The sequence below is a fragment of the Stieleria sp. genome, assembly GCF_041595215.1.
GTDB lineage: Bacteria > Planctomycetota > Planctomycetia > Pirellulales > Pirellulaceae > Stieleria > Stieleria magnilauensis.
On record NZ_JBFHKV010000633.1, the window covers coordinates 1 to 4980 of the forward strand.

Annotated in this window: 1 protein-coding gene and 1 pseudogene; both read right to left on the bottom strand. The window is 59.0% G+C overall.

What is annotated here, in order from left to right; all coding sequences use genetic code 11:
- A pseudogene (gene gltD / locus ABX749_RS21465) lies at nucleotides 1–501 on the bottom strand (glutamate synthase); the annotation flags it as partial.
- A gap of 87 nt (nucleotides 502–588) precedes the next feature.
- Nucleotides 589–4980: glutamate synthase large subunit (gene gltB, locus ABX749_RS21470; RefSeq protein WP_372897784.1), on the bottom strand; the 4392-nt coding region annotated here is incomplete at its 5' end.

The window sequence follows — 4980 nt, forward strand, 5'->3', positions numbered from 1 at the left end:
GGCTTTGTTCAACTGATCCGCCGCGGTCAAACCGGCCGGGCCGCTGCCGACAATCGCAACCGATTTACCGGTCCGGCTTTCCGGCGGTTCGGGCACGATCCAGCCCTCTTCCCAAGCCCGGTCGACGATCGCGTTTTCGATGTTCTTGATCGTCACCGGCGGGTGATTGATCCCTAACACACAGGATCCCTCGCACGGCGCCGGACACGTGCGTCCGGTGAACTCGGGAAAGTTGTTGGTCTTGTGCAACCGCTCGATCGCTTCCTTCCAACGGTTGTTGTAGACCAAGTCGTTCCATTCGGGAATCAAGTTATCGATCGGACACCCCGTGCCGGACTGACAAAACGGGACGCCGCAATCCATGCAACGGGCGCCTTGTTCGCGGAGATGATCGATTTTGTGTTCGGTGTAGATTTCGTCGTAATCGTTCAGCCGAACGACCGGCAATCGCCACGGTACTTTCTTACGATCAAACTCTTTGAATCCGGTTGGCTTTCCCATCAGTCTGCTCTTGGTCTTACGTTTTGGATGTATTGGAAATAAAGTTGTTGCGGCAAGCTGGGGACGCTTGCGGATTGGGCTGGAAGCTTACCCCACGGGGGCTGCTTGTTCTTTCTGTGCCAGCAGCACGCGTTTGTAGTCCACGGGCATGACTTTGACGCACTGTGACATGAACGTGTCCCAATCCTCGAGTGCTTCGGCGGCGACTTCGCTACCGGTGTACTGCTTGTGCCGAGTGATCAACTCTTTGATTTCGGCTTCCTCGTCCGAATCGTCGATCCGCTCCAGTTCGACCAATGCCAGGTTGCACTTGATATTGAAATCACCGCTGCGATCCCAGACGTAGGCGATCCCGCCGGACATTCCGGCGGCAAAGTTCCGTCCGGTTTCTCCGAGGATCACGACGCGACCGCCCGTCATGTATTCACAACCATGATCGCCGACGCCTTCGACGACGGTCTTGGCACCGCTATTTCGCACACAGAACCGCTCGGCCGCACGACCGCGGAAAAACGCTTCTCCGCCGGTCGCCCCGTACAAGCACACGTTGCCGACCAAGATGTTGTCTTGCGACTTGAAACTGCTCTGCTTGGGCGGATAGACGATGATGCGACCACCGCTGAGCCCCTTGCCGACGTAATCGTTGGCGTCGCCTTCCAGATCGATGGTGATGCCGTGGGCCAAGAAGGCCCCCAAACTTTGACCCGCCGATCCGGTCAATTGAAGTCGAATCGTGTCGTCGGGCAGCCCCATTTGGCCGTAGACCTTGGCGACCTCGTTGCTGAGGATCGTTCCCACGGTACGGTTGATATTGATGATCGGTGATTCGATCACAATCGGCTCTTTGGTTTCGATCGACTTGCGTGCCTGGTCCAACAACACCGTCATGTCCAATGATTTTTCCAGCCCGTGATCTTGGGTCTGGCTGCAAATCACTTGAACGTCCGGGTGCGGCTTGGTAGCCACTCGCAAGATCGCGGTCAAATCCAAACCGTCCGCTTTCCAGTGTTTGATCGCGTCGTCGGTGTGCAACACGTCGCTGCGGCCGACCATTTCATCGATCGTTCGGAAACCGAGTTCGGCCATCAGGCGACGCGTTTCTTCGGCCACCATGAACAGGTAGTTGACGACATGCTCCGGCTTGCCGGTGAACTTCTCACGCAGGTAGGGATCCTGAGTCGCGATCCCGACCGGGCAGGTGTTCAGATGGCACTTCCGCATCATGATGCAACCGAGCGTGATCAGCGGCGCGGTCGAAAAGCCGAACTCTTCGGCCCCGAGCAATGCGGCGATCACGACGTCGCGTCCGGTCTTGAGTCCACCGTCGGTCTGCAACACCACGCGGCTACGCAGATTGTTCAACACCAGCACCTGGTGCGTCTCGGCAATCCCCAACTCCCACGGCAAACCGGCATGTTTGATACTGGTCAACGGCGACGCCCCGGTTCCGCCGGTGTCACCGGAGATCAGAATGTGATCGGCGAACGCCTTGGCAACACCACTGGCGATCACACCGACGCCGACTTCGGAAACCAGTTTGACGCTGATCCGGGCGGCACGATTCGCGTTCTTCAAATCGTGAATCAACTGCGCCAGGTCTTCGATCGAGTAGATGTCGTGGTGCGGCGGAGGACTGATCAGGCCCACACCCGGCGTGCTGTAACGAATTCGGGCGATGTTGTCATCGACCTTCTTCCCCGGCAGCTCACCGCCTTCACCCGGCTTGGCACCCTGCGAGATCTTGATCTGAATCTCATCGGCATTGGTCAAGTATTCGATCGTGACGCCGAAGCGGCCCGAGGCGACTTGTTTGATCGCCGAACGTTTGGAATCGCCGTTTTCGAGCGGTTGGAATCGCAACGGGTCTTCACCGCCTTCGCCGGTGTTGCTTTTCCCGCCCAGACGGTTCATCGCGATCGCCAACGTCTCGTGCGATTCGGCACTGATGCTGCCGAAGCTCATCGCGCCGGTGCAGAACCGTTTGACGATTTCCGACGCCGGTTGAACCTCTTCCAACGGGATCGAGTTTCCGGTTTCCTTGAACCGCAGCAGGCCGCGAAGGGTGCAGCGGGAGCGGTTGTCGGAATTAATTTTGTCAGCGAACTTCCAGTACGCGTCTTCGTTGTTGTTCCGCGCGGCGATCTGCAAGTCGGCGATCGAATCGGGCGACCAAGCGTGCTTTTCACCTTCGGCCCGCCAATGGTACTCGCCCAGGTTGGGCAGGGTCGGCAAGTTATCGCTCTTGCGTTTGGGATACCCCAACGCGTGGCGACGGAGCGTTTCTTCGGCGATCACGTCAAAGGAAACGCCCTGAATTCGGCTGGCCGTTCCGACAAAGCACTTGGCGATCACTTCGTCCTTCAATCCCAGGGCTTCAAAGATCTGGGCACCCTTGTAGCTTTGCAGCGTGCTGATCCCCATCTTGGCCATCACCTTGAGCATGCCCTTGGCGACGCCCTTTCGATAGCTGGCGACAATTTTGTCATCATCCAGCGACGGATCCATCAACGCGTCGCGGCGTGCTTGCCAGAGGGCTTCAAAGGCCAGGTAGGGATTGATCGCATCGGCACCGTAACCGATCAACAGGCAGTGGTGGTGGACCTCGCGAGCCTCGCCCGTTTCGACGACCAACCCGATTCGCGTCCGCTTGGCCTGTTTGACCAGGTGATGGTGGACCGCTCCGGTCGCCAACAGGGCGCTGACCGGAACACGGTTGGGTCCGATCTTGCGGTCTGAAAGCACCACCAATTCAATCCCGTCGTCGGCCGCCGATTCCGCCTCGGCCGAGATTCGGTCCAGCGTTGCTTGCAGCCCCGCCTTGCCTTCGCTGCGGTCGAACGTGATGTCGATCACGCGACTTTGCCAGCCCTCGTGGTTGATGTGGGACAGCGCGGCGAGTTCCTCGTTGGTCAGAATCGGGTGCTCGACCAACAAACGGTGACAGTGCGCCGGCGTCGCGTCCAACAGGTTTTGCTCGGGCCCGATGTAGCATTCCAGCGACATGATCACCTCTTCGCGAATCGAATCGATCGCCGGGTTGGTGACTTGCGCGAATAGCTGCTTGAAATAGTCATAGATCATGCGGGGCTTGTCCGACAGACACGCCAGCGCGCTGTCGTTGCCCATCGAACCGACCGGGTCACGCAGGTCTCGGACCAGCGGACGCAACATGAAATTCATCGTTTCGCTGGTGTACCCGAACGCCTGCATGCGGTGCAGCAGCGTGTCGCTGTCAAACCCGTGCGGTTCCGCTTCCGGATGCAGGTCCGACAGACGGATACGCTCTTGACGGAGCCAGTCGCCATAAGGCATCGCTTTGGCGAAATTGGTTTTCAGCTCCTCGTCGGGAATCAGTCGCCCCTGTTCAAAATCGATCAGGAACATCTTGCCCGGTTGCAAACGGCCCTTCTCTTTGACGATGGCCGGATCAACCGGCAACACGCCGACCTCACTGGCCATGATCACGCGGTCGTCGTGGGTGACGTAGTAGCGACTGGGACGCAAACCGTTTCGGTCGAGCGTCGCGCCGATGTACTTGCCGTCGGTAAACGCGATCGATGCCGGGCCGTCCCAGGGTTCCATCATGCACGAGAAATACTCGTAGAACGCCCGCTTGTCTTCGCTCATCGAGTCGTGTTTCTGCCAGGCTTCGGGAACCATCATCATGATGGCTTCCTGCAACGTGCGCCCGTTCATCAACAGGAACTCGAGCACGTTGTCGAACGTTCCCGAATCGCTGCAATCGGGCTCGACGACGGGAAACAGTTTTTGCAACTCATCGCCGAACAACTTGCTTTCGGCGGTCCCCTGACGCGCCTTCATCCAGTTGCTGTTGCCACGCAGCGTGTTGATCTCGCCGTTGTGGCTCATGAATCGCAACGGCTGGGCGCGGTCCCAGCTGGGGAACGTGTTGGTCGAAAATCGACTGTGGACCATCGCCAGGTGCGTTTCGAAATCCGGGTCGCGGAGATCGGGGAAGTACGGCAACAGCTGCGCCGGCGTCAGCATCCCCTTGTAGATGATCACTTTGGTGCTGAGCGAGCAAATGTAGAACATCAGCGCCTGCTTGAGCGTCTTGCTGCCGCGCAACAGGTGGCTGGCACGCTTGCGAATCATGTACAGCTCACGCTCGAACGCTTCGCCCTTGAGTCCATCGGCGGCACCGACAAACAACTGTTCGATCACCGGTTCGGCGGCACGTGCGGTGGGACCGACATCAGCGAAATCGGTCGCCTGGTGCACGTCGCGCCAGCCGTAGAACACCTGACCGCGATCGGCGATCAGCTTTTCAATCGTTTGCTTGCACTCGGCCCGCTCGGCGTCGTCCTGGGGCAGGAAGACCAGCCCGGCACTGAATCGCCCCGGCTCGGGCAAGTCGACGCCCAAGTCTTCCTTGGCCACCTTGGCGAGAAACTTGTGCGGCAGCCCACACATCATGCCGCAGCCGTCACCGGTGTTCGGTTCGCAACCGCAGGCACC